The sequence below is a fragment of the Kribbella sp. NPDC050820 genome, from assembly GCF_040653975.1.
Lineage (GTDB): Bacteria > Actinomycetota > Actinomycetes > Propionibacteriales > Kribbellaceae > Kribbella.
On the sequence record NZ_JBFAHB010000037.1, the window covers coordinates 67534 to 91115 of the forward strand.

Annotated in this window: 28 protein-coding genes; 13 read left to right on the plus strand and 15 right to left on the minus strand. The window is 68.0% G+C overall.

Annotation, left to right across the window (positions count from 1 at the left end; translation table 11 throughout):
• Positions 1-68 precede the first annotated feature (68 nt).
• From AB0H36_RS27805 to AB0H36_RS27825, 5 genes are all read left to right on the plus strand, one after another.
• Positions 69-839 (plus strand): TnsA-like heteromeric transposase endonuclease subunit, encoded by a 771-nt coding sequence (locus AB0H36_RS27805; protein ID WP_360529543.1) that lies wholly within the window; start codon positions 69-71, stop codon positions 837-839.
• Positions 827-3007, plus strand: a complete 2181-nt coding sequence (locus AB0H36_RS27810) for a helix-turn-helix domain-containing protein (RefSeq protein ID WP_360529546.1) — start codon at positions 827-829, stop codon at positions 3005-3007. The genes AB0H36_RS27805 and AB0H36_RS27810 overlap by 13 nt, the downstream gene beginning before the upstream one ends.
• Positions 3004-4140, plus strand: coding sequence for an ATP-binding protein (locus tag AB0H36_RS27815; RefSeq protein WP_360529549.1), 1137 nt, complete (start codon positions 3004-3006; stop codon positions 4138-4140). Before AB0H36_RS27810 ends, AB0H36_RS27815 begins: the two co-directional genes overlap by 4 nt.
• Positions 4137-6119, plus strand: coding sequence for a TniQ family protein (locus AB0H36_RS27820; RefSeq protein WP_360529552.1), 1983 nt, complete (start codon positions 4137-4139; stop codon positions 6117-6119). Before AB0H36_RS27815 ends, AB0H36_RS27820 begins: the two co-directional genes overlap by 4 nt.
• Positions 6120-6355: 236 nt before the next feature.
• Positions 6356-6991 carry a hypothetical protein gene (locus AB0H36_RS27825; RefSeq protein ID WP_360529555.1) on the plus strand — a complete coding sequence of 212 codons (636 nt, stop codon included), beginning with the start codon at positions 6356-6358 and terminating at the stop codon, positions 6989-6991.
• A 3-nt stretch (positions 6992-6994) separates the two neighbouring features.
• On the opposite strand, the gene AB0H36_RS27830 is transcribed toward AB0H36_RS27825, so the two are convergent.
• Positions 6995-7927, minus strand: coding sequence for a hypothetical protein (locus tag AB0H36_RS27830; protein ID WP_360529558.1), 933 nt, complete (start codon positions 7925-7927; stop codon positions 6995-6997).
• A 442-nt stretch (positions 7928-8369) separates the two neighbouring features.
• Here AB0H36_RS27830 and AB0H36_RS27835 point away from each other — a divergent pair, with 442 nt between their 5' ends.
• Complete coding sequence (locus AB0H36_RS27835) at positions 8370-8552, plus strand: hypothetical protein (protein ID WP_360529561.1); 183 nt, start codon at positions 8370-8372, stop codon at positions 8550-8552.
• Positions 8553-8802: 250 nt separating this feature from the next.
• Here the strand turns inward: AB0H36_RS27835 and AB0H36_RS27840 are convergent, their stop codons facing one another.
• From AB0H36_RS27840 to AB0H36_RS27855, 4 genes are all read right to left on the minus strand, one after another.
• Complete coding sequence (locus tag AB0H36_RS27840) at positions 8803-9837, minus strand: ATP-dependent DNA ligase (protein WP_360529564.1); 1035 nt, start codon at positions 9835-9837, stop codon at positions 8803-8805.
• A 179-nt stretch (positions 9838-10016) separates the two neighbouring features.
• Positions 10017-10211: a hypothetical protein gene (locus tag AB0H36_RS27845; RefSeq protein WP_360529567.1), complete on the minus strand. Its 195-nt coding sequence runs from the start codon at positions 10209-10211 to the stop codon at positions 10017-10019.
• A gap of 62 nt (positions 10212-10273) precedes the next feature.
• Positions 10274-10561, minus strand: a complete 288-nt coding sequence (locus AB0H36_RS27850) for a hypothetical protein (protein ID WP_360529570.1) — start codon at positions 10559-10561, stop codon at positions 10274-10276.
• On the minus strand, positions 10561-10941 hold the full coding sequence (locus tag AB0H36_RS27855) for a hypothetical protein (RefSeq protein ID WP_360529573.1): 381 nt from the start codon (positions 10939-10941) through the stop codon (positions 10561-10563). The genes AB0H36_RS27850 and AB0H36_RS27855 overlap by 1 nt, the downstream gene beginning before the upstream one ends.
• Positions 10942-11032: 91 nt before the next feature.
• Here AB0H36_RS27855 and AB0H36_RS27860 point away from each other — a divergent pair, with 91 nt between their 5' ends.
• Entirely contained in the window at positions 11033-11785 is a 753-nt protein-coding gene (locus AB0H36_RS27860) for an SOS response-associated peptidase (protein WP_360529576.1), read from the plus strand.
• A gap of 37 nt (positions 11786-11822) precedes the next feature.
• Here AB0H36_RS27860 and AB0H36_RS27865 read toward each other — a convergent pair whose 3' ends face one another.
• Positions 11823-13001 carry an XRE family transcriptional regulator gene (locus AB0H36_RS27865; RefSeq protein ID WP_360529579.1) on the minus strand — a complete coding sequence of 393 codons (1179 nt, stop codon included), beginning with the start codon at positions 12999-13001 and terminating at the stop codon, positions 11823-11825.
• The gene (locus AB0H36_RS27870; RefSeq protein ID WP_360529582.1) at positions 12998-13840 is read right to left on the minus strand and encodes a hypothetical protein; all 843 of its coding nucleotides are present in this window, start codon (positions 13838-13840) and stop codon (positions 12998-13000) included. Before AB0H36_RS27870 ends, AB0H36_RS27865 begins: the two co-directional genes overlap by 4 nt.
• 435 nt (positions 13841-14275) lie before the next feature.
• Between AB0H36_RS27870 and AB0H36_RS27875 the strand changes: the two genes are divergently transcribed.
• Positions 14276-14962 (plus strand): helix-turn-helix domain-containing protein, encoded by a 687-nt coding sequence (locus AB0H36_RS27875; RefSeq protein WP_360529585.1) that lies wholly within the window; start codon positions 14276-14278, stop codon positions 14960-14962.
• Positions 14959-15711, plus strand: coding sequence for a nucleotidyl transferase AbiEii/AbiGii toxin family protein (locus tag AB0H36_RS27880; RefSeq protein ID WP_360529588.1), 753 nt, complete (start codon positions 14959-14961; stop codon positions 15709-15711). The genes AB0H36_RS27875 and AB0H36_RS27880 overlap by 4 nt, the downstream gene beginning before the upstream one ends.
• A 192-nt stretch (positions 15712-15903) precedes the next feature.
• Here the strand turns inward: AB0H36_RS27880 and AB0H36_RS27885 are convergent, their stop codons facing one another.
• From AB0H36_RS27885 to AB0H36_RS27905, 5 genes are all read right to left on the minus strand, one after another.
• Positions 15904-16653, minus strand: coding sequence for a hypothetical protein (locus AB0H36_RS27885; RefSeq protein WP_360529591.1), 750 nt, complete (start codon positions 16651-16653; stop codon positions 15904-15906).
• Positions 16650-16865, minus strand: coding sequence for a hypothetical protein (locus AB0H36_RS27890; RefSeq protein ID WP_360529594.1), 216 nt, complete (start codon positions 16863-16865; stop codon positions 16650-16652). Before AB0H36_RS27890 ends, AB0H36_RS27885 begins: the two co-directional genes overlap by 4 nt.
• A 67-nt stretch (positions 16866-16932) precedes the next feature.
• Positions 16933-18363, minus strand: a complete 1431-nt coding sequence (locus AB0H36_RS27895) for a DnaB-like helicase C-terminal domain-containing protein (RefSeq protein ID WP_360529597.1) — start codon at positions 18361-18363, stop codon at positions 16933-16935.
• Positions 18364-18433: 70 nt separating this feature from the next.
• Positions 18434-18832 carry a hypothetical protein gene (locus AB0H36_RS27900; protein ID WP_360529600.1) on the minus strand — a complete coding sequence of 133 codons (399 nt, stop codon included), beginning with the start codon at positions 18830-18832 and terminating at the stop codon, positions 18434-18436.
• Positions 18833-19100: 268 nt separating this feature from the next.
• A complete protein-coding gene (locus AB0H36_RS27905) occupies positions 19101-20009 on the minus strand; it encodes a PDDEXK nuclease domain-containing protein (RefSeq protein ID WP_360529603.1) in 909 nt (302 codons plus the stop codon).
• 99 nt (positions 20010-20108) lie between these two features.
• Between AB0H36_RS27905 and AB0H36_RS27910 the strand changes: the two genes are divergently transcribed.
• Together AB0H36_RS27910 and AB0H36_RS27915 are read left to right on the plus strand one after the other, a co-directional pair.
• Positions 20109-20309: a hypothetical protein gene (locus AB0H36_RS27910; protein WP_360529606.1), complete on the plus strand. Its 201-nt coding sequence runs from the start codon at positions 20109-20111 to the stop codon at positions 20307-20309.
• 541 nt (positions 20310-20850) lie between these two features.
• Positions 20851-21279, plus strand: coding sequence for a hypothetical protein (locus AB0H36_RS27915; RefSeq protein WP_360529609.1), 429 nt, complete (start codon positions 20851-20853; stop codon positions 21277-21279).
• 165 nt (positions 21280-21444) lie between these two features.
• Here the strand turns inward: AB0H36_RS27915 and AB0H36_RS27920 are convergent, their stop codons facing one another.
• The 3 genes from AB0H36_RS27920 to AB0H36_RS27930 are packed head-to-tail and all read right to left on the minus strand — an operon-like array spanning position 21445 to position 22355.
• Entirely contained in the window at positions 21445-21969 is a 525-nt protein-coding gene (locus AB0H36_RS27920; RefSeq protein ID WP_360529612.1) for a hypothetical protein, read from the minus strand.
• A gap of 6 nt (positions 21970-21975) precedes the next feature.
• Positions 21976-22110, minus strand: coding sequence for a hypothetical protein (locus AB0H36_RS27925; RefSeq protein WP_360529615.1), 135 nt, complete (start codon positions 22108-22110; stop codon positions 21976-21978).
• A complete protein-coding gene (locus AB0H36_RS27930; RefSeq protein WP_360529618.1) occupies positions 22107-22355 on the minus strand; it encodes a hypothetical protein in 249 nt (82 codons plus the stop codon). The genes AB0H36_RS27925 and AB0H36_RS27930 overlap by 4 nt, the downstream gene beginning before the upstream one ends.
• 345 nt (positions 22356-22700) lie before the next feature.
• Here AB0H36_RS27930 and AB0H36_RS27935 point away from each other — a divergent pair, with 345 nt between their 5' ends.
• Positions 22701-23030, plus strand: coding sequence for an Lsr2 family protein (locus AB0H36_RS27935; RefSeq protein WP_360529621.1), 330 nt, complete (start codon positions 22701-22703; stop codon positions 23028-23030).
• A gap of 3 nt (positions 23031-23033) precedes the next feature.
• A complete protein-coding gene (locus tag AB0H36_RS27940) occupies positions 23034-23522 on the plus strand; it encodes a hypothetical protein (RefSeq protein WP_360529624.1) in 489 nt (162 codons plus the stop codon).
• Positions 23523-23582: the final 60 nt, after the last annotated feature.

The window sequence follows — 23582 nt, forward strand, 5'->3', positions numbered from 1 at the left end:
CCCCGGAATTCACGGCCTTGACGTCGCCAGACAGGCCAAAGCGGCGGCGGGGCATACGGTGGTGTTCCGTGACGGATAGTAGTGGCGGTGACCTGATGCGCGAGATGGCGGTGTTGCGCCTGCGCCGCGAGGAGAGCACGAGCGAGGTATTGCTGTCCGCGGGTGCGGCGGTGAGCTTTGAGGGCTGCCAGCCGTGGCGGACGTTTCGGTGGCGGCAGGGGCAAGCCCACTACTCGGGGTTGTACTGGTCGGCGGTCACTGGCGGCCATGTCGGGTATGAGTCGCGGCTGGAGCTGGCCTGGCTGCTGCTGGCTGACCGCGAGCCGGGGCTTCGGGCGATCATTTCGCAGCCGTTCCAGCTGACCGCGATCGTAGAGGGCCGGCAGCGCCGGCATGTGCCGGACTTCTTGACGATCGCTGCCGACGGCGCGGTGACAGTGGTGGACGTCAAACCCGCCCGTCGGCTGGCGGACGCGGCGGTGGCGTTCACGTTCGGTTGGGCACGCCGGGTTGTCGAGGCACAGGGCTGGCGGTTCCAGGTGGCCAGTGAACCGGAAGCGACGCTGCTGGCCAACGTGCGGTTCTTGGCCGGCTACCGCCGGGCCTGGCAGTTCCAGTCTGCGGTACTGGACGCGATCACCAACTCGCTGACCGCGCCTGCCACCTGGAGCCAGGTCGCGCACGCCGCGACCGGCCTGGCCGGGGATCGGGACCGGGGACGGGCGCATCTGCTGCACCTGCTGTGGTCCGGGCGGTTGCAGGTCGGCCTAGATGAGCCGTTGTCCGAGACGTCGGTGATCACACCAGGCGGGAAGGTGGGTGCGGCATGGCGCGGGTGAGTGTGCGCATCGGCAGCCTGGTCGGCCGGGACGGCCAGCTCTGCCAGGTCATCGCGTTGGATGCCGACGAGGTGGTGGTCACCGACCCTACCGGGCGGGCGATCCGCGTCCGGGTGGTCGACCTCCTCAACCCCGCCAGCGGCCCGGCGCTGGCCGATGACGGCACGGCCGAGGCCGGGTCTGGAGCCGGCGGCGGAGATCCGGTTGGGGTGCTGCTCGCGGTCGACGACGCCGACCGCAAGGAGGCGCTGCGGCGAGCGGGCCATGTGCGTGAGGTGCTGACTGGCTACCGGTCCGGCACCCCTGATCTGGCTGTCGAAGGCGAGCCGCGGCCGGAGTTCGCTCCCGGTCTCCCGCTGATGCAGCGGTATCGGGCCAAGGCCGCAGAGCTCGGCGTCTCCGATCGCACCATCCGCGCCTGGGTCCGCGATTACCAGCAGTGCGGCGAGGCCGGCCTGGTGAACCTGACGGCCAGCCGGCACCGCCCGCCGCTGGCCAACGTTGATCCGCGGTGGGTGGATGCCTGCCACGCGGTGCTGAACGAGCAGGTCGGCGAGTCGAATGTGACCAAAAGGTTGACGTTGCGGCGCATTGAGGGGCTGCTGGAGCGGCAGTTCGGGGCCGGGACCGTGCCGGTTCCGCGCGGCGGGGCTGCCTATCGGGCGGTGGACGAGCTCAGCCGCGGCCGGGGCAGCTTCGGGGCGAGTGCGAAGTCCCGCCGCTCGATCGCCAACCGGCCTACCGTCTCCTACGGACGGCTGCGTGCCAGTCGGCCTGGCGAGTACGTGCTGTTGGACACCACGCGGCTGGACGTGTTCGCGCTGGAGCCGGTCACCCTGCGCTGGGTTCAGGTCGAGCTGACGATCGCGATGGACCTGTACACGCGGTGCATCCTGGGGTTGCGGCTGTCGCCGGTATCGACGAAGAGCGTGGACGTCGCGTCGGTGCTGTTCGAGATCGTGCACCCCCGAGCCCTGCCCGCTGGCTGGCCGGCGCAGGCCGCCTGGCCCTACCACGGGCTGCCCGCCGCGGTCGTGGTGGACGTCGACCGCGCCGAGGGGCCGCTGTTCTCGGGGCCGGGCCTGCTGCCGGACAGCATCGTGGTCGACCACGGCAAGGTCTACGTCTCCGAGCACGTCACCAGCGCCTGCGCCCGGCTGGGGATCTCTATCCAGCCGGCGCGGCCTTACACGCCGACGGACAAGGCCGCGGTCGAACGGTTCTTCCGCACGCTGCGGGAGGGCCTGCTGGAGATGCTGCCCGGCTACAAAGGCCCGGACGTGTTCAGCCGCGGCGCTGATGTCGAGGACGACGCGTTCTTCTACCTCGGCGAGCTGGAGGCGATCATCCGCGAATGGGTCGGGGCCGTGTATCACCGTCGGCCGCACGAGTCGCTGGTCGACCCCAGGCTGCCTGGTTTGCGGATGAGCCCGGTGCAGCGGTATGCGCACGGTGTCGCCCGGGCTGGGCGGATCGAGGTTCCCCGCGATGCCCGGCTGGCGCTGCAGTTGCTGCCGCTGCGGTGGCGCACTATCCAGCACTACGGGGTGGAGATCGACGGGCTGCGCTACAGCGGCCCGATCGTGGGCAAGTACGCCGACCGCACCAGCGGCCACAAGCCCCGTGGCAACTTCTACGGTTCCCGCAAAGGCGGCAAGTGGCCGTTCGCGGTCGACCCCGACGACCTGTCTCGCATCTACTTTCACGACCCCGACGACGGTCGCTGGCACACTCTCGTCTGGGAACACGCCGCCGACCTCGCCCTGCCGTTGAGTGCTGACGCGCTGGCCTATGCAAAAGCCGTGGCCACCAGCCGCGACGGCGTTCCCGACGTCACCGCCGCGCTGCACGACCTGCTGTCGGCCTGGAACGTCGGTCTGGTCGGCAACCGCACCGAACGGCGCATCGCGCTGCGGCTGGCTGCCGAACGAGCCGCCCGCCACCAACCTGTAGAGGACGCTGAGGAAACCGGCGCCGACGGCCTGGTGTCGGCACGCAGCGTCCTGCTCGCTCAGCAGCTGGACACCCCGCCTGTCCAAGCCGCACCGCCCGAACAAGACGGCGGAGACGACGACTCCGACGACGACTCTGATGATGACCTCGACACCGACGGCGACGTCATTGAGCTGGACGACTTCTACGCCGACGCCTTGGAGATGATGGAATGACCGCGCCAAGTGGGGCCACTTTGGACGATGCGGTTCCCTCCCGCAAGGAAGGGTGGATCGCGCTGGCCGATGCCATCGCCCGCACTCCGCCCGACCGACTCGATATGACCGCGCTGGGCCGGCTGTCCGAGCAGGCCAGGGCCGATTACGACCGGCAGCGGCGAATCTGGCACGCCAACATCGGCCCGCTGCGCACCCCGCAGATGGCCGACATCCACGAAGATCTCTGGGACATCCTGGACAGCAACGCCCACGACGGGGACAAGGTCAAAGGCGCCGCCGCGATCGACGCCTTTCCCGGACTGGGCAAGACCACGATCGCGTTGACGTTCGCCCGCGAGTTCCACCGCCGCGAAGTCGCCGCGTTCGGCCGCTACACCGCAGACGGACATGAACATCTGCCGGTCTGCCGCGTCGGGTTGGGCGCGAACACCACCATCAAGGCGCTCAACCAAGCCATCCTGACCTTCTACGGGCACCCCTCGGCCGGCCGCTACTCCAGCTCCACCACCGCCCAGCTCGCCGCCCAGGCACTGGACTGCATCGTGTCCTGCCGCACCCGCCTGGTCGTGGTCGACGACGTGCACTTCCTCGACGTCCGCAGCCGCGATGGCCTGGAGGTCAGCAACCACCTCAAGTGGCTGGCCAACGAGTTCCCCGTGACGTTCCTGTTCGTCGGGGTGTCCCTGCGGGAACGCGGCCTGATGTCCGAAGGCATGACCAGCTCCGAGCAGGCGATGGCCCAAACCGCGCGCCGCTGGACCCGGCTGACCCTGCACCCGTTCCGCATCGCCGACGACACCAGCCGGGCCGCTTGGCGCGCTCTGCTGCTGGGCATCGAACGCAACCTTGTGCTGGCCCGGCTGCAACCCGGCGTGGTGGCCGATGAGCTGTCCGGCTACCTGTTCGCCCGAACCACCGGGCACATCGGCTCGCTGATGACCCTGATCAACCGAGGCGCGCAACGCGCGGTCCGCCGGGGCGAGGAAACCCTCAGCGTCGAACTGCTTGACACCGTAAAGATCGACGAAGGCGCCGAGAACGCCCGAGCCCCGCTCCAGGCTGCTCTGGACTCCGGCCGCCTGACCCCGCAAGCTCGTTCCTTGCGCGCACCCGCCCACGCCGGGTCATGACCGGCCACCGGACGCTGCCACTGCGTGTCCCGCCCCAGCCTGGGGAAGCGCTGGACTCGTGGCTGGAAGCGCTGGCCGCACGTCACCGCGCCCCGTTCGGCGATCTGATCCAGACCGTCGGCCTGGCCACCAGAAGCGGACACACCCGGCACCGCCCGACTCGTCCGCAGCGCGCCAGCCCTCCGAACTGGACGATCGCGGTCGGCGACGCCGAGGCCGCGGCTCTCGCCGCGGCATGCGAGCTTGACCCCGTGATGATTCATGCCTTGACCCTCGCCCGCTACGACGGTATCGCCATCCAGCTCGACAGCACCGGCCGGCGGGTGGTCCGTCACCGGCTGTGGAGCCGGGCCAAAGGATCACGGTTCTGCCCGTCCTGCTTGCGCGAGAACGACGGCCGCTGGCCGCTGTTCTGGCGCCTGGGGTGGGCGTTCGCCTGCACGCTTCATCAGTGCCTGCTCGCCGACACCTGCTCCGCCTGCGACCGGCCGCAACGCCTCGCCGCACACCCGTTCCGGTTCATCCCCCAACCCGGACACTGCGCTCAAACCGGCCAAGGCGCGATCGGTCGCAACGCGCGCCGTTGCGGAGCCGACCTCACCCACGTCCCTGTCCTGTCCCTGACGCACGACCACCCGGTCCTATCCGCGCAGGAGACGATCAACAGCCTCATTCAGGCAGCTTCCGCGCGCTTCGGGGTCTATCAGACCGATCCGCAACCCGCTGCGGTCGCGTTGACCGACCTGCGCACCCTGGGCAAGAAGATCCTCACCGAAACGACCCCCGACGATCTCCGCTCTGTGCTGCCGGTCGACATCATTGCCGAGTTCCAGCACACTCGAGCCCGACCACACCGCCGCGGCGATCCCACCATCTCCAACGTCCGGCCCGGATTCGGCGCTCCTGGCCGCGCCGCGCTCGCTGCAGTCGCGGTCACCGCAGCGACTATCGCCCTGCGCGAGCCGGACCATCACCAAGCTGGTCAAGCGCTGCGATGGCTGTTCCGTCCGCGGCGGCAACCGAACGGAACAGTTGCGGCCGAACGGGTACCGCTCACTGACGCGAGTCCCGTTCTCCGCGCTGTTCAGCACGCCAGCCTCGCGCCACCGGCTCCCACCGGCCACGGCAACACAATCATCGACATCACGCGAGTCCCCGCGCTGCTCTGGCCCGAATGGGCCATTCGGCTCTCGCCCACCAAGCGCCACCACCAGCAGACGGCACAGCAGCTCGCCCACGTGCTCACCCTCGCGCTGATCACTCAACACGGCGGCGGCACGCCGGACACCGCCATCACGCACTACGGCGGAATTCTGCCGTCACCGCACGTCGTGCGCCTGCTCCACAGCCTCGAACGCCACCCCGATTGGCCCGACATCACCACCGCACTGGCACGCCTGGCCAGACACCTCCGAGCACGGGCCCCCATCAACTACGCGCGCCGGCGACACCTCGACTACCGCGAACTGCTCCCAGAACCCTGCTGGGACCAAGTACGCCGGCCGCTCGGCATCAGACCACACACCAGCCAACGCCGGCGATGGGCACAGCAGTGGCTGTTCGAGCGGCTCACGGCAACGCCCGCGGACCACGCACCACCCGACTTCGCAATCACCACCCCCCAGCAGCGTGCCCAATTGGCCAGCCACAACACCACCAAGCTGACCCCCGGCCTCATCGGCGCCCTCGACGCACACGGACGCGACTTCCTCCGCCGCCACGGCATCACCGACGAACCGCTCACCTGGCACCCACCCACTGAGCTACTCGACGGCCTTCACCTCCCAGGCCCCGACCCGAAGCTCATCGACATCCCCCGGCTGCACCACCTCGTCCGCGAACAACAGCTCACACCCCGCGACGCGGCGCGACGCTTGCACACCACCATCGACGCCGTCCGCTACGTCCTCGACCAACACCCGCCACCCACGCCCCAAGCGGACCGCTGGAGCCCACGACGCACAGAATTGGCAACCTAACCTGGTAACCCCGCACCTCACGCACGGCAGAGCGCCAGGGAACTTCCCAGGCCAGACGACTGCCAATCGGAAGACCAGCGAGGGAACCTACACCTGACCGGTCTGGCTGCGATCACGAGGTCGGCCCGAGGCCCCGCGTATACGCGGGGTCTCGAGTCGTTGTGGGGGTACGTCTAGCAGAACCTGCGGCGTTTCGCCACACGCCGGTACGGCCGGCCGAATGCGAGGCTTGGGGCATGGCGACCGAGCAGCACGAGGATCCTGGCGACCTGCCGGTTGATCCGCTGCTCGGGCAACCGCGCATGGTCGACGACCCCCGGATCTCGATCGCACAGGGTGCTGTTGTCCTGGGCAAGAAGCCCGCGCAGGTGCACCGGTTCATCACTCTTGGACGGCTGCCTAGGCACGGCCCGCCGAACAACGGGCGGCCGCTGCTGCTGTCGGAAGTCGAGGCGCTTCGCGACAAGGGTGAGCCGATCCCGGTGAAAGAGGCCGCCCTCATGCTGGAGCGCTCGGTTAAGGCCACTCTCGAACTCATGGCTGGGGGTCACCTGCCGCTCGTTCCGGGCACTAAGTCGATGGTCTACCCGGCTGACGTGGCGGCCATCTTGGCCGCGCCGGCTCCGCCGCCGATCCGTCGCCCTGCGGGGCCGCCCGGTTACCTCAGCACGAAGGAGGCCGCGGAGCGGTTGGGGCTCACCGCCATTTACGTGGCCCAGATGGCTGCCGAGGAGAAGTTGTCGGCGCTCTTCCAGGACGGGCAGTGGTGGTTCGACCCTGACCACATCGAGATGGTCCGCCGTGCACGACAGGCGCGGCGTGATCGAGTGGTGGCAAGGCCGCTGCGGCGACGCGGCGGGTCATCGTTGTGAGGCTCAGCCATCGAGTGCGCGGAGCCGCCGGTGCTCGCCGTCTCGACGGCTCTGGACCGCGGCGGTGTTGCGTGAGGCCTGGGTGAATGCACGCTGCAGACGGGGGAGTTGTTTGCGGGCTTCGCGCAGTGTCTGCCGGGTCTGTTCGAGCTCGTCGTTGAGTCGGATGAGGTCGGCCTCGAGGTCGGCGATGCGGTGCTGTTGTGCGTCGAGGAGCTGCTCGGCCTGGTCGCGTTCTTCCGTCGCGGCGGTGTAGTCGGCTTCGGCTGCGTCGAGGCGTTTCTGCTGGGCCACCCGTAGTTCCAGGGTTCGATCGACCTCAGGTCGGCGAGAGACTGGAGCTGCACGGCGCTCAGTGGGCTTCGTGGTCTTCTTGGTCGTGGCTTTGCGAGTCGTCGTCGGCTGGGAACGTCGTACGACGCGGGGCCGGACCGGTGCGAGCTGCGCTGGGTCGCCGTTCTCGTCCACGACGCCGAACCCGACATGGCGCAGTGCACTGGTCAGCTGACCGGTCCGCAATAGCTGCGAGGCGCCGGGGTCGACCAGAGCGGCGTCAAGGGTCTCGGTCAGCCGCTCTGCGGTCTGCACAGTGATGCGACGGCCGTCGGCGGCCCGGTCCCGGGCGATCTTCACGAGCTGCGCGACCAGGTCGTGGCGCTGCCGGGTCAGTTCGCGCCGGCGGGTGCTGTCGGCCGACAGATACGTCTCGCGCAGCTGCTCGCCCAGCTCGGTCAGGGCGTGGATTCCGTCTGGATCGGTGCGGACAAGCTGGTTGGCCAGCCACGCCGAAACCGTGGGCTTGCGCAGAGCCATGATCGCCGCGGCGGTCTGCTCGTCGCCGCTGGCGCGCACCGCCTTCGCGAGCCCGTTGCGGGCAGCAATGAACTGCTCGGGCGCCAGCCCATACAGCTCAACCACCGCGGCATCGGTGTCCACCTCTCCACGATGCGCGGAGCGCGCGGGTGTGGGCAACGCAGTCGGGACGTCCACCGAAACGGGTTCAAGCGCCTGGGGTGATCCAGATCATGAACGAGACGCAACTGGTGTGCGGCATCCATGATGCATTCCTCACGTTGCGTGATGGAGCGGACACAAGGGTTCTTCAGCCTTACAGTGCAGTACGAGGGCGGTGGGGGCCGGTCGACGCGACACTAACCGGCTAGCCCGGATTGACTTCCCAACTATGCCCAGTAGAACGGCGGTAGGTACGGAACTTCATCGCAGGACGCCAAGGGTCGATTACCCGATAGGACGAGCAGGTCCCCCGTTGGAGCGAGGGACCTGCCCAGGAAACCATCACTGTCAGAGCGCGAGGTTTCATCATGCAGCGTACGACGCATGCCCGGATTTCGGGCCTTGCACTACGGGAAGAGCCGTGGTGACCGCTGGCGGCTGGGTCGGTGTAGGGCTGTTCCTGTTCCTTCTGATCTTTGCCGGCACGATCGCCTATATCGCAGTGTCCACCGTTCTTCCGAACAGGACGAAGGCACAACGCGAGGCCGGGCTGAAAGTGCTGGCGGAGTTCCGTCAGATGCTCCGCGACCTGTTCGGCCGCCGCTGACGCCCGGAGTCCGGTGGCGAGCGCCGCGGTCTCAGCGCACGTCTGGTCCTGTCCGGCTGTTGCACCTAACAGTGGTGAACGTCGACCGAACCACGCATCCAATGCGGCATCGTCACCAAGCGCACCGAACGGTGCTGCCGGGCGTTCAATCATCCGCAGCAACGCCAGCAGACGCCTGCAGCGCTCACACATCCCGCATCCCTCCCCGCTCGTTGTATCGGGCAACCAGGCCGCGGTGTGTCAGCAACGTCTAGGTGTCGAGTGGCTCAAGGTCAGCGGGGGTCAGGTCCGCGCGGATCCGCACGTAGCGCATGGAGTGACGGGCCTGTCCCGCCTGGGTAGCCGCGTCGGCACTGACTTCTACGACGACAGTCGGGTCGACCTTGGTCAGCGGCTTCTTGGAGTCGCGACCACCCCAGCGCTGGGACGAGATCTCGTCAGGCCATGGGTGATCCGGGCCGGCGGGGGAGAGTACGGCGGCCAGCTGCTCGGACTGGGCCCAGCTGAGCGGAACGGTCCGGCCGACGATCACCAGCTCACCGTCGCGGTAGAGGCCAGCGATCACGACCTCCGGCCGGGTAATTGGTCCGAGGACGCCGCCGACCAGGACCTCACGGGTCTCCCGATGCTTGATCTTGGCCCACGCGTCCCTGCGGCCAGGGGTGTAGCGGGTTGCGGCTCCCTTCGCCACGAGGCCTTCGATGCCCATCGCCGCAGGCAATACGTCGTACCACTCACGTGCCTCGGCCGGGTCGCTGGTGACCGGTGTCAGCTGCAGCGGAGGCGCCCAGGCGGCGAGCTGTTCGAGCCTCTGGCGTCGTACGGTCCAGCGCTGGGTGCGCAGATCGACGCCGTTGGCTGCGAGCAAGTCGAACGCGACGTACGTCGCGGGAAGCTCCGCGGCCCGTGCCCGTGCCTTCGCAGGGCTGGTGACGAGACGCTGCTGCAGGGCGTCGAAGCTGAGCCGGCCATCGGCTCCGAGGACCACGAGCTCGCCGTCGACCACGCCACCGTCGGGGATTTGCTGGGTTGCGGCGGCCTCGATGTCGGGGAACCTGTCGGTGATGTCGTTGCGGTTCCGAGTCCACAGCCTCGCACTGTCGCCACTGCGGACGATGACCAGACGGTAACCGTCAAATTTTGGCTCGAATCGCGTGCCGCCCGGGAGCGCGTCCGGGCCAGGGATGGTCTCGACGGACCGAGCGAGCGCGACGTCGACCGGACCGGTCAGGCCGGCCGGGATTCTGACCGGTTCGCCCTTGGCGCGGCGACCGGCGGAGCTCATCCCCGCTCCGTGGGCCGCCAGCCGCCGAACGGTGGCCAGACAACAATCACGATCCGTTTGACCTTCAACCTGGGGCGGCGGTGAGGGCAGTGCCGGTGGTGCTCCGGGACCCACTCGGCCCCAACGCACTTCCCACACCGCCATTCACGGTCCACCGCACCAGGATGCCCCCGATCAGCTCATGTCGCGTACGGCGGCCGGTTCGGCGGCGACAGCGAGATCCCTTCAGCCGAAGCCTTGGATCGGATGGAGTCTTCAGTCCGCCCGAGTTTCAGGCTCATCACGCCGACCGGGGTGTTCGTGTCGGCGAGGTCGCGCAGCTGCTGGACCTCGTCCGGTGTCCACTCCGTGTTGCGGGTCGACTTCGCTGCCATTACGTGCTCCCCTGCGGGTTCCGATGGTTGCCTACAGCACCCGGTATCCATCCAAACGATGCTCAGCTGGCCTCGGCCAGCCCCGCGGCCGCGGCGTCGCGAAGGTGTGCCCCGTAGGGGCGGAGCAGTTCGGGGTCGAACTGGGCGGGGGAGTGGCACACAGCACCGTCGGCCCAGATCCACTCCGAACCGTTCCCGGACGGTCGATAACCCAGCGCCCAGCCCGGGCCTTCTGGTGTACGCCGCCCCATTCGGAGGGCTGCGAGGATCTGCATCCGGAAGTCGGCTGCGGTAAATCCCTCCCCGCTCCTCGGGCCGCCCTTGAGTCGGACCTCTGGGGCGCCAGTCATCAGCCGGCCAACCGTTCGGTGTGTACCTGACCGGCCTCGTCCGGTCGCTCCGTGCTTGGTTGGAGGGGTCGCAGGTCGCTGCCGGGGCACCACTCGACCCGGCCGGTATCGTCGGTGACCCGGGCGACCCACTGGGTGGAGTTCTTGTCGTAGAGCCAGACATCGATCGTCCCGGCTCGCCGCCAGGTCGCGGCCTGGACCGGGCGGGGGAGTTCCCAGCGCACGGCGTCGATGTGGTGCCCAGCCGCGACCCGGGCATTCAGCTCGCCGGCGAGGCTCTCCGCGTCGGTCTGCTCGAGGTCGTCCGGCGTGCACGCCGCACTCGCCAGGTCGACAACGACCCAGCCGTCGAGGGTGCGCTGCGCAGAAAACCGATCCACACTCCTAGTCGAACACATGATCGAAAAGAAAGCTAGCCGCCCTTGGGTTGACTGTTCGGGAGTGTCAGTGGGACGTGGCAGGCTGGGCGCTATGTGTGGACGTTATGCCTCTGTCGCGAGCCGGGCCGAGCTGCTTGAGCGGTTCGTCGTGGACGAGAAGAACGCCGACGAGTTGCGCGGCCAGGACTTCAACGTGACCCCGACAAAGGACAACCCCGTGGTGATCGCCCGCCTGACAGAGGACGCGAGCGACGACGTGGATCCGGTGCGTGAGCTCCGGGCGTTCCGCTGGGGCTTGCTCCCCGTGTTCGCCAAGGACATCAAGGACGGCGCGAGGATGATCAACGCGCGCGCAGAGACCGTCCATCAGAAGCCGGCATACCGCCGCGCCTTCAAGTCCCAGCGTGCGCTGATCCCGGTCGACGCGTTCTACGAATGGCTGGAGACAGATGAGGTCGGCAAGTCAGGCAAGAAGCTCAAGCAGCCCTTCGCGCTCCGGCCGAGCGACGGATCGTCGACGCTGGCGTTGGCCGGGTTGTACGAGGTCTGGTACGACAAGTCGCTTCCCGACGACGACCCGAACCGGGTCGTCCCGACGTACACAATCATCACAACCACGGCGACCGACAGCGTCGGCCGGATCCACGATCGGATGCCGATGGCCATCACGCCCGACAACTGGGCCGACTGGCTCGACCCCCGCAACCACGACATCGAACAGCTCCGCGGCCTGATGGCGCCGCCGGTCGACGGGAGCCTCGACATGTACGCGGTGTCGAAGCTCGTGAACAACGTCAAGAACAACGGACCTGAACTACTGGACCCACTACCCGCCGAGCACTGACCAGCATCCTGAGGAGTAGGGACAGGCGGCGCATCCACTACACCAGCCTCAGACGCGGCCTCGGGTCTTCGACACCAAGGAGAAGCCGCAAGCGAGGCAGCTTGACCTTCAGCTCATCGGCGAGCTGCGGGAGAGTCAGCCCGTTCTTTTCAGCGAGCTCGAAGGCACGTCGCAGCAACAGCGGGTTCTCGCCCGGATACTTGGCCACCGGTTCGGGCTGGAACAGGTTGAGCTTGCGGAGCTGGGCCAGCCGCTGGAAAGCGCGGCGGTACGCCGGTTCAGAGATCTTGCCAACCTCACGGCAGCGGTAGACGAGGGATTCGACGGCGACACCCCACTCTTTGCTGAGGCGATCGAGGGCCTTGAAGTCCATGCGGGCCGGCAACAGGGGGGTGATCACGGCCGCCGGGGTCAGCAGTTCGGCTGCGAACTGGTCGGCTTCCTTTTCTTGCTGGGTGTCCCCGGGAACGGTGTCGCCGTGCAGGACCAGGTGCCCGAGCTCATGGGCCGCGGTGAATCGGTGGCGGTAGACATCATCGGCTCGGTCCGGCGTCAGGGCGACCATCGGCCGGGGGAGGTGGGAAGTAGAGAAGGCATCCACCGTGGCGGTCGCGGCGCCGGCGAACGGCGCGAGCGTCACGATCAGGCCGTGGTGCTCCATTGTCCGGACCAGCTGCGGAATCCGTCCCGTGCCGAGGTCCCATCGCCGTCGCAGCTCCTGCGCTGCACGCGCCGGATCGGAGGGCATGGCATCTGTGGCGATCTCACCGGCGCTGAAGCCCGGCAGGTCGACCGGGGGCAGCTGGATCCTCTTCTCCAGCGCGTACGTCAGCTCCCATACCTGTTCGGTGAACGCGATCGCCTTGGCGCGTTGGATCGCCGGGGTTCGCCGCAGGCTCCGGAAATGCGCCGACGACGCCTCCAGCCGCGCATAGGGTCTTCCGGCCGCCAGGAACGCGGCGGGGACATCGAGCGCCTCGGCGAGCCCGACGATGTGATCGGGGCGCGGCGGATGCGTGCCCGCCTCCCACTGGCCGACCGCCACCGGCGACACGCCGAGCTGGTCGGCGACCGCCTTCTTCGTCAGGCCCGCCAGACGACGCGCCTGCGTCAACCGGGCCGAGTCGAACCCGGCCCCGGCCACCGCGGTGGCCGTCGTCGCGTCTGCGCTGAGCAGCTGCAGCTGCTCAGTCCCAGTGTTCGACGTGTCGGTCACAGCGACTCGTCACCACTTCCACTGTCAGGCCGGTCGCGCTCCGGCTCGCTGATCGGTGGCACGTCGAGCGGCGACCGGGCCCTCAGGCCAAAGTCGTCGTCCAACGTCGCGTCCGCGTCGAACCGCGCCGGTGCCGGTCCGCCGCCCGGCCGGCGCGGCACCCACTGGCCGTTGCCGTCCTCACCTTCACCGAACCGGCCGGCCCGCGGCAGCGTCTCCCAGTGCGTCCACCGGACGTAGCCGTGGTCATCGAGGAGTTCGCAGTCGCCCCAGCCGAGTTCGATCAGCCCGGCCGGGTTGCTTGCAAAGCCGACCGTAACGACCCGGCCGAGAGCCTCCAGCTCCCTGAGCACGGCCTCTTCCTCAGCCCGTGCGGCCTCGGCCGCTTCCGCATCGATCTCCACCCCGTCGAACGGCAGTTGACCGGCACCGTCGTCGTACACGTGCGGCGTCAGCGTGAGCAGGCTGCGGCGCAGGTCGGAGATCGGCGGGCGCATCTTCGCGGTCCGGTAGCTCGTCTTGTGGTCGGTCGCGAACCGCCACATGTACAAGACGACCTTGGTGTCGTTGACCACGACCAAGCTGAAGCGACTGTGCATCCCGGCAGGGCGACGGGCGTCGATACCCGGGATCTCCCGGGTGTACTCGACCAACTGCTCATGCTGGTTCACCCATAGCGCGGAACCGTAGACGTCGTTCGTGCTGACTTCGCTCGCGACGTGAGCGTCCAGGGCGAGCTCATGGGCGCGCTGGATCGCCGCCGGGACTGCGCGCGTCAGGTCAGCCGCAGCAGCGCCGAAGCGTTCCACACTCCACCGAGACAGCTGCAGTTCGCTCATCAATCACGCCTATTCTGCTTCAGTCAGACGCCGCTGCGGCGGCTTGACACTTCACTTTATAACACGACTTGCATGTTTTCGGTCGTCGCCCCCTCCAGACGGCGCCACTGTGACGCTTCGGACTGGGTAGGTGCTGCGCCGGACGGCACGCTGTCAACCTCGGCATCGCGACTTCTATCCGGGCTCGGGGCGGTACGGTGATCGCGGGTCACCTCGCGCTGGCCCTTCTCCGAGTTGGCAACGGCGCGGCCACACGGCACGGTTCGCGACCGTCACACCCGGGCGCCTCAGGATGCGGCTCATTCACCGGCCACCGGGCGAACCACCGCTAGGACCGGGTGCAGCTGGCCCGATTGCATAAATAGCGCGGTAGCGCAGCATTTATGATACCCTACATAAATACTGTGCTACCGCCTGTATTTTGTTGGAGGGGTCGTGACGCTCACGGTGCAGCAGGCCGCCCGGATGCTGAAGATCTCCGAGCAGGAGGTCCGCCGCCTCGTCAGCGTCGGCGAGCTCGCCGCCGAGCGGGTGGGGGAGCGGGTCTTGGCTGTCGACGAAAACTCGGTGCGGCAACGTGCCTCGCACCGCCCGAGCAGGGGACGCCCGTGGACCCCAGCGAAGGCATGGGCGGCGCTGTGGCACCTGTCCGGGCTCGAGGTTGACTGGCTCACCGCGATCGAGACCTGGCGCCTGCGCGCGAAGTTGGAACTCATCAACGCCGACCAGTTGGCGATCGCCGCACGCAAGCGGGCCCAGGTAGAGACCGGGCGCATCCTGCCGGATTACCTGCACCGCCTCACCGAGACCAAGGGCGTCGTACGGACAGGAGTCAGCGCGGCCGCCGATGCAGGAGCCGACCTGGTCACCACTGGCGAGCTCGTCGACGTGTACTGCGGCCCGGCACTTCGCCCGGAGCTGATCGCGCGGTACGGCATCAGCCTCACCACCCAGAACCCGAACGTCGTACTCCGCACACCAGAAGGCGGGCTGCAGTTGCTCGACGGCCGGGACGCGATGCCCGCCGCGGTCGTGGCGGCCGACCTGCTCGATGCGACCGAACCCCGGACCGCGAGAGCCGGCCGGGACCTGCTGGACCAGCTACTGAAGGCGACCCGATGACGAACCCGCCGCGGCTCGGCAGCTGCGTCCTGCCCGCCCTGACCACCGACCTGGACTCGCTGTGGGACGCCGTACTGGACCTCGCCGAGGACCTCGACCCGAACGGCTGGGTGCTGGTCGGTGGCCAGATGGTGATGCTGCACGGGCTGGCCGCCCGCCGGGTCGCGACCCGCGCCAGCAAGGACATCGACATGCTGGCCGACCTGCTCACCTCCAGCGGCGCGGTGGGGGAGTGCGTGCGCGCCGTGCTCCGGCTCGGGTTCGAGCCGCTCGAGTCCAACGAACGCGGTCTGCTCCACCGCTTCATACGACCGGCCGACCAGGCCGTCGTCGACGTGCTCGCGCCCGATCACGCGCCACCGAGATGGAGGCCGACCACCATCCCGCCCAAGACCACGATGAAAATCGACGGCGGCCGCCAGGCCCTCGAACGCGCCGTACTGATCGAGGTCACCAAGGCCGGCCGCACGGTCGACGTACCGGTCCCGTCACCACTCGGCGCGCTGATCCTGAAGGGCGCGGCGTACCGGGCGGACAGCCGCGATCGAGACCGCCACGCCTACGACGCAGCGTTCCTGGCCTCCCTGATCACCGACCCGATCGCTACCCGCGACTCGCTCAAGGGCAGCGACCGGAAGCGGCTGCGGGCGCTCGACGAGGTACTTACCGCCCCGGATCACGAGGTGTGGGCGCTGCTAGGCGAAGCCCGCGAGGACGCCATCACCCGGTGGCGGCTGCTGCTGGCTTGAGCGAGTTCCCGCGGGCAGATCACGTTCGACGCGACACTAACTGGTCCGGGCTGATTCCCTCCGACCATAACGCGAAGTCGAAGGTCTAACCCGAGCCTGACCGTGCGCCCTTTGACGCCTAGACGCGCCCAGAGCCAGCCAACTGGCAGCGACGCCGTACGTCGGCCGGACCCTTGTGGTGACGGTTCGATTTTAGTTCTCGGTGCCGTCCGTGGCGGCCTTCGCTCGCCAGGTGGCGATGATGTCTGCCCGGAGCGGGTTCGGGCCCTTCATCTGCGGCCGCCGGCCGGCCTCGAACGCGGCCGCGAGTTCACGAAGGCGCTCGGCGCCGCGGGCCGGCCAGCCGTGGCTCATCGCCCAGCCGAGAACATCGTCCGGTGGGAGCCGGTAGCCGGCGCGCTTCAGGGCACGAAGGACCGCGACCGCGTCGCGGCGGTCGAGTGATCCGGCCAGGTTGTTGGCGTGGTTGACCATGCCCGTCAATGCTGTCAGCCCCTGAACCACCACGGGGTCAAGATCCGGTCGGGCTGCAGCCGCTGGCGCGGGCCCCAGTCGCTGCGGATCGACGGCGGCGATCCACGCGTCGATCTCGCCCTTCGCCCAGGGAACAACTACCAGCGCCCGCGTCCGGGGGTCGTCGGCGATCTCGCCGAGCTTGACTCGGTCCGGCCACGCCGCGAGCACGGGTCCGCCGCCCCAGCCGGACGTCGTACCCGCCTTCCATGTCCCGAGCACGATGCCGGGCTGGTTCACGAACTCGCCCAGGATGGCGTGGTCCCAGACGGTGCTCTTCTGCGGCGCGTACACCAGCGGGCGGCCGCCGACCGTCTTGGCCTGCGTCATCAGCCACGCGACCGCGTCGACGATGCCACGGTCGCCGTGTTCCGGGCCGGCGGCGAGCGCGACTGGGTAGTCGCGGCGGCGAGAGGCCCCGGTGATCATTCGGGGTCCGGCTTCCCGAGCCAGGCACGGTCCGTCGTGCCGTCTTGGCGAATCCGCTCGCGCAGCGTCTCACCGCGATCCTTGATGATGTCCGAGGCGATCTTCACACCGCCGGCCGCTACGGCGGTGCCGATGGAGACCGCCGCCTCGGCGACCCCGAACGTGTCCCGCTTCTCTGTTGCTGCGTCGAACGCAAGCCTGTCGTTGCTCATGAACAGCAGTGTGATCCACGACGCCGACAGATCCCGCGGCCCTGCCGCCGAGTCGGGCCGACGCGCATCAGTACGGCGGCGGATGGTCGAGGAACTTGCCGTAGTGGGGCAGGAATCGCGCGAACACGTCGGCCAACGGACCGTTGCGGTGCTTCGCGACGATGATGTCGACTTCGCCAGGGTGCAGTGGTTCGTACTCGAACATCTCCATGCGGTGCAGGAGCATGACGACGTCGGCGTCGTGTTCGACCTGGCCGGATCCCCGCAGGTCCTGCAGCATCGGGCGCTTGTCGCTGCGCTGATGCGGGCCACGGCCGAGCGGCCAGGCACCTACCACCGCGATCTCGAGTTGCATCGCGATGGTCTTCAAGGCGGCCGAGATCAGCGCCAGTTCGCGTTCGCGGTTCTCCATCCCCGGCACAGTGACCTGCGTCGGCATATCGACGGCGACCAGCTTCACGCCGCGGCCAGCGAGGTCCTCGATCTGGAGCAGCAACTGGTCCAGGGTGAGTGCAGGGTGCGAGGCGAGATAGAGCGGCCACTGCGCCGTGTCGGGGATCGACTGGGCGATCGATCGCCAGTCGTCGTCGGTCATAAAGCCGCCCCGGACATGGTGAAGCGGAATCCGGCCGGCCGCGGCCAGCAGCTTGGTGTTGATCTCGTGAATCGTGGCCTGCAGGGTCAAATAGCCAGCCGGGCTACCGATTGCGCAGGACGCCCGGACGAACTCCAGCAGCAGCGCGGTCTTACCGACCGCTTCGATCCCGCCCACGATGGTGAGCTGCCCAGGCTGAAGCCCAGACAGCAGCAGGTCGAGGTCGGCGATGCCGGTCGGCAGGCCGAGCCGGTGGCCACGTTCCATCTCAGGACTGCTATCCATCGCCTCGACGACGTCCAGGGTTCCCTCGATCAGGTCGCCTATCCGTCGCGGCGGCCGCGGAGCAGAGGTGAAGACACCGGCCCGGGCCGCGGGCCACAGCTCGCGGATGTAGCGCCCATCGACCTTCACTGCAGGGCCGGACGTTCGCCAGGCCAGGACGCTTTCCAGCACGCGTTGCAGGTGCTCGTTGTCGTCGCCGGGGCCGAGCTGGATCCCGGCCTGGTAGTTCACCTTCATCCCTCGGCCGGTCAGGTTCGCCGACCCGACCCAGGCGTACTGGTCTCCACCGGCGACGCGGACGAAGTACGCCTTGGCGGTGTGCATCGCGACCTGGTCGTCGACCGCGATGAGGCTGGTCCGGTCGGGGTATCGGACGAGAAGGTCGAGCGCTGCCCGCAGACCTTGGGGATCTGTCTGATCTGGTCGTCCGCCTACAACCAGATGAACCTCGCCGCCGCGTTCCAGGAGCTTCTCGACCTCGGCGGCGATCAGATTCCACCCGGCCAGCGAGAAGAACCCGCTCTGCGCCGCGAACAGTTCGGCATCCGGCAGCAAGGGCAACAGCCAACGCTCCAGCGAATGGTCAGGCCCATCAAGGCCTGTGTCGACGAACTTCAACGCTCGATCCCTTCCTTCTGCCTGCGGATATTCAAAAGACCCTGCGGGCAGGATGGTCCGCTCGACTGACTCAGTTCCGTACCGGCTGCTCCACCGTGGCTGGTGGGGTGACCACAACGTCGGGCTCGAGGAGAACGTCGCCGACCTTGTTGATGAAGAGGGGGTGCACGCCACGGTCGCCTGTCACCACGGCGAACCCGACCACCGGCAAGGGTGTTTCGTCGATATCGGTGACGGTGTATCCCGGCGGTGCCGGGAAGGCTGCTTGAACCGCCAGTGCGGCCCAAGTGAGGCCGTCGAAGTTCGGATACGCCGCGGCGAGGGAGAGCGATCCTGTCTTGGGGTGCGCCACCATTGCGGCGCCCTCGTCATTCCAAGCGATGACCGGGGTGGAACCGGCCGGGAAGCTGCCCCGGTCGCCGCTCGGCGTGAACTCAGCGTAGAGGTGCTGGTGCGGGTTTGTAATCACTGCTGCACTCTGGCAGATGCCGGCGACATTCCCCTCAAGCCCGCCGATTCCTCCCGTCCGCCCACGGCTGGTCTGTCGCCTTGCGCCTCGCGGCCTCGGCACACCCGTCACCCGCGAATTGAACGGCGGAGGGTTTCTGCTCCGTTAGCTCTTTGCCTCCATTGGAACCCGGCTGCCGACGAGCGCTCACGGCAGCAGCCGTGCCCGGCTGCTTAGTCGTCTCCCTTGGTCAAGGCGATGTCGACGGTGTCGGAGAGCAGGACGGTGTCTACGACGTCCGCGAGCTCGGTGGCTGTGGGCAGCGATCCGGGCTGAACCCGGGGTCGATTGGCGAAGGTGTAGTCGGCGACGGCGATCGGGTGTGCGGTGCCGGCGAGGGCGTACCGCACGACGCGATCGTTGCGTCCGCGCAGAGCAGGATGCCGACGGTCGGTGCATGCCGGTGCGGCCGCCGCAGCTGGTCCTCGACCACCGACACGTAGAAGCCGAGCTGGCCGGTGTACTGGGGCTCGAAGGGTCCGATCTTGAGTTCGACGAACACGTACCGCAGTTGCTCGGTGTGGAAGAACAGCAGGTCGAGGTAGACGTCCTGGCCGTCGACGTCGAAGTGGACCTGGCGGCCGACGAAGCTGAACCCGCATCCGAACTCGGATAGGGTCCGCTGCAGGCTGTCGATGAGGCGTTGCTCGAGGTCGCGTTCCGTGGCGGCTGCGGTGATGCCGAGGAAGTCGAAGACGTAGGGGTCACGGGTGAGCGCCTGTGCGAGCTCTGAGTCCGACTGCGGGAGCCGAGCTGGAAGTTGGACGGTGCGGCGCCCTCGCGCTTGGTGGAGCTGGTTCTTGATCTGGTTGAGCAGGACGTTGCGGGTCCAGCCGTGCTCGGCGGCCGCGGCGGCGTACCAGTCCCGTTCGGCCTGGTCGTCCAGGCGGTCGAGCAGGACCATGATGTGGCCCCAGGGCAATTGCGCAGCCGGCTGCTGCGCGATTGGTCCTGGCCATGCTCGTGCGGCCGAAGCCATGTACTGGAGGTTGCGGCCGGAGAACCCACGCATGCCAGGGAACTCCGCGCACAGGTCGTCGGCGAGCCGGTGCGGCTGCCAGCCTGGCTGGCCGCGCTGATCGGCCGCCAGGCGTAACAACTGCCCGCTCACCCGCCAGCCGACGGGACCGTGCAGCACGCGGTCGACGAGACCAGTGTGGTCCTGCCCACCGGCCTGGTCGGCGGTGCCGGGCGAGCCTTCGTGATTCCGCCGGCATCGGCAACCGATCCTGGTGCGATGACGAAACCCGACCCGTACCTTGGCCTGGCCGAATCCCTGCTCCCGGATGGGCAGGGTGACATCAACGAAACACTGAACTGGATCGGGCACGGCGAGATCGACTTCAACCAGCGCATCGCGCTCGTGCAGTCCTTCGCCCTGCTCAGCATTGCCCGGTCGCTGCGCGGCCTCGAGCAGGACGGGATCACGACCCATTGACGCCCGCGACCAACAGCCTGCGCTCGCCGCCGCGGGCGACGATCTCCGACGTCGACGACCTGTATAAGAACTACTGGAGCTCTTCTTCGGCGCCGGGCCCTCTCGAACCGCAAGCGCCAGCCCCGGCTCAGGCGTCCGATATTTGTGCACGTGGCGTGACGTTCTTGCACTTTCACGCCGCCACGTGGTGCCTGCACGGGAGTGTGTCGGCGGGGATTGTCGTTGTCGTTGCTCAGACTGGTGTCTACACGGCTCGCATCCCGTCGAGCCCGACCCAACCGGAGGTCAACACCATGCCCGAACGGACCGATCATCCCCCTGACGGCGAGAGGGCCAGGACACTGCGCGGTTTGTGGACCGCTGTGCGCGTGATCCTGGCCCTCTGCTCTCTGCTGCACCACTGGCGCGACGACTGCTGACGTAGCCGCCTCACCGCGGGCCGGGTCCTGTTGGCGCAGGAACCCGGCCCCACCAGCCTAAGAGGCACCATCGACGGTTCGCGACATGATGATCGGTGGCCTGCCGTGTCCCACCTTCATGGGTGTCTCGTCCAACAACGCCGACCCCGAACGTCGTCTTGGAGCTGGGTAAGGAACGGGACGAGTTCGGGGGCTACGCGCTCCGGTTCAGCTGCGACCGGGACATCGACGCAGGCGAGCTCACGCTGGCCGCCGGGTACGACGAGAAGGCCATCGCCGGCCTCGGTGCGAGCCCGGACGAACAGGTCTTCACCTACGGCAGGTCGGTCTCGCTGGGCGCCGTCGAGGCCGGCACCGCCGCCGTCAAGGGGATCTGGACCGGCGACCCCCGCCGTGCCAACGGCCTCACCGTTCAGATCCGCTGCACGGTCACCATCGACGGCGTGAGCTGGCCGGTGGTCAAACCGGTGACCTTCCCGCGGCTCGCGGCGGGCGCGGCCGACCTGCTCCGCGGCCCCGACGAACTCGACCTCGGGACCACTGGATTCTGAGGAGCGAACCAGCCCCGACGGACTCTGGCGGCTGGTGAACCCCAACTTGTCGGTGCGGCCGGATAGCTTGCGGAAATGGTTATTCCCGTGAGCGATTCGGAGCGAGGAAGCTGATGAGGTCCGTCGTACGGCTGGCCGCGGTGATTCTGCGGAATCTGCCGGCGGCTAGCGACCCGGCCGGTGCATGATCGCCCTCGCGAATTCCGCCCCTGGGTTGGGAAAGGTGTGGTCGATGGTGTAGTTCCACGGTCGGCCGTTGGACCGGATCTCGCACAGCAGCCGGATCGGGCGCCCGACGACTTCGCTGGCTTGGTAAACCCATAGGCCGCATCTGACGGTGGTGCCGGCCACGGTGGCTGGGAACTCGAACGTCGGGCTGTACTCCTGGCGATCCGGGTCGTCCGGCCCGGGACCGAAGCCGGCGAACATCTCGTTGACGTACTCCCGCGGCAAGCTGAGCGTGGCTGAGTCGAACCCGACCGGGCACCACAGCTCGACGGGGATCCAGCCCTGCTCAGGGGGATCCCCGATCGTCAGGCGCATGTCCGGCTTCGACTGGTGGTGGTGCTGTTCCTCCATCAGTTCGCGGGACCGTCGTGCTTCGACGGCCTGCTGGTGGGTGGCGCGCCAGGACAGTCCGGATGCGATCAGCGCGAACACGGAGATCGCCAGGGCGATGATCTCGACCATGCTCAGTCAGGCCTGTTCGGGAACGTCGGCCAGGGCGACGATCCGGATTGGGAGGTCATCGGTACCGCGGTGTCGAAGACGCAGCTCGAAGTAGTGCGTGATCCTTCGCAGTACGTCGTACGGGTCGACGTCGTGAATCAAACGATCTTCGGGAAGATGTCGCTGTCGTCCGGGACCTGATCACGGTCCACTGCGATGACCTTGAGGTCGTGGCCTGACTCCCCGCCGCCGAAGTCGAGGCCGATCACTAGCCACTTCGCCGGATCGAGGCCGACGACCTCTTCCAGCAGAGCGTCCGGGCCGGTCATGCGTTGGTCGAGTTGCGCGGTCCCAGACCAGTCGGGGTGCGTCACCCTGGCCTCTCCCCAGATGACTTCGTCGCTCATTTCTACCTTCCGTGGGTTGTGTGGCATTCCGCTCGCTAGCTAGCTGCCCCCAGCAACCCGCATCGCGAGGCTAGCCCTCACCACCGACAACCGGGCCGGACCAGCTAAGCAGAACCCGCCCGCAGGCGGCCCGATCGCGCGTGCGACACGCCCAGCCGTACGGCGGAAGGTGGATCTGCCGAGGCTCGCGCGGTACGCCGGATGTCGGTTGCCGCTCAGTCGGGTCATCGTGGTTGACGTCAGGAAGCCGCCCGGGGACCACCCGCTCGCGCGTCTGATCGCCTCGAGGCTCGTCTTGTCCGATGCTGTGTGCAACATCCACGAACCCCGTCAGGAGCATCTGCCATGGCCCAGCGCACCGAGGTCCAGCTCATCGATGACCTGGATGGCAAGGAGATCCCCGCTGGCAAGGGTGAAACCGTGTTGTTCGCGATCGACGGGACGTCGTACGAGATCGACCTACACGGCAGGAATGCGGCCGCACTGCGCAAAACGCTCGCCGCGTACGTCGCAGCAGCACGGCCGGTGAAGCCATCCCGTGGTGCCCGCAGGCGCCGAGCAACCGAGCCGGATGCTCGCCAGATCAAAGCCTGGGCACGCGCGAACGGATACGAGGTCGCCGACCGCGGCCGCATCCCGAGCCGGATCCGCGACGCATACAACGCAGCGCACTGACTCATGGCTGATCACGTCGCGCTTGTGTCGGTCGTCTCGTCCGGGGCTGTCGCCCTCGGTGGGCTGTTGGTCACATACCGATCCGGTCGCGAGCAGCGGAAGCACGAGTCCGGCCTCGCCTACGAGGCCCGGGCATGGGAGCGGAAGTCAGAGGCCCTGTTCGGCGTCATCGCTGCCGGTCGACTCCTGATCGACTCGATCCAGAGCGACGACCCGGCGCTGGCGCGCGTCGTACACCGAGTGGTGCTCGAGCTGGAGGAGGTCGGACCGGTCGTCGAGGCGTACGCCTCGGGTGAGTGCCGCACGGCGTTCGTGGAGCTACAGCACTTGCTGAACGGCACGTACGAGCTGGCCCTGGTGGAGAGGGCTCTCTATCACCACAACGCGTGCCTCGAGGTTCGCGCGGCAGACGACTACAACTCCGCAGCTGACGCCTTACATGAAGACCAGGAGCAGCTGTCAATGTTCGTAGTCGTCTGCACACATGACTGAAGTCGTCTGCACAGGCACTGGTCGGGGGGATCGACGCCAGGATCGTCGAACCGCCAGCGG